The 841-nt window shown below is 39.2% G+C and carries 1 pseudogene; it reads left to right on the top strand.

From position 1 onward, the window contains the following. The first annotated feature begins 15 nt into the window (after positions 1-15). Positions 16-747 (top strand): annotated as a pseudogene (locus tag ACFIKE_RS11860) (antA/AntB antirepressor family protein). Positions 748-841 lie beyond the last annotated feature (94 nt).

The following is an 841-nucleotide window of genomic DNA, read 5'->3' as shown; positions in this document are numbered from 1 at the left end:
CGATAGGAGTTCACTATGAACACTCTTATAGAAATTAAAGAACGGGTTATTGATCAGGAAACTGTTCAAACTGTTAATGCGCGTGATTTGCACGCATTTTTAGGAATTACATCAAAGTTTGCAGACTGGATTAAAAATCGCATTAAAGAATGTAAGTTTCTGGAAAATATAAACTTTATAACGCTTTCTAAAAATTTAGAAAACGGTGGAAAGGTAAAAGAATACCACATTACATTAGACATGGCTAAACACCTTTCGATGATAGAGCGTAATGACAAAGGGCATGAGGCACGTCAATACTTTATCAAATGTGAACGGCTCTTGAAACAAGTAGTAACACCACAGGTCGACTACTCCAAACCGGAGGCATTGCTTGGTGTTTTGAATCACTTACAAAGCCAAATCGAATAGAAAGATCATGTTATTGCTGAATTGACACCAAAAGCAAAAGCTTTGGAAGGCTTAAAGCGTTCTGATGGGCTGTTCGGTCTTATTGAAGCTGCGAAGATGTTAGAGGTACGGCCAAAGGATTTAACGGATTACTTGCGTAAACATGATTGGGTGTATCGACGGGCTCCAGGGGCGCCTCTGTTACCTTATCAGGATAAGATCAAGAAAGGATTCATGGACTGTCCTGCTATTACCATTCAAAGACCGGATGGTACAGAAAAGGTGCTGCCTTCAACGAAAATCACACCCAGAGGATTGGCATGTTTGAGAGAACAAATCCATGGAGGTGTGCAATGAAGGTAGATACCAATTTTTTATGCGATTTGTGGATAACGTTGTTTCAGTTTGTCAATTGTGAATATGTAGATGATAAAAATTGTAGTGCTCTGGT

Origin of the sequence: Bartonella sp. MU70NMGDW (genome assembly GCF_042194085.1) — a bacterium.
In the GTDB taxonomy this organism is placed as follows: Bacteria; Pseudomonadota; Alphaproteobacteria; order Rhizobiales; family Rhizobiaceae; genus Bartonella; species Bartonella grahamii.
This window is presented reverse-complemented; position numbering and strand designations above follow the sequence as displayed.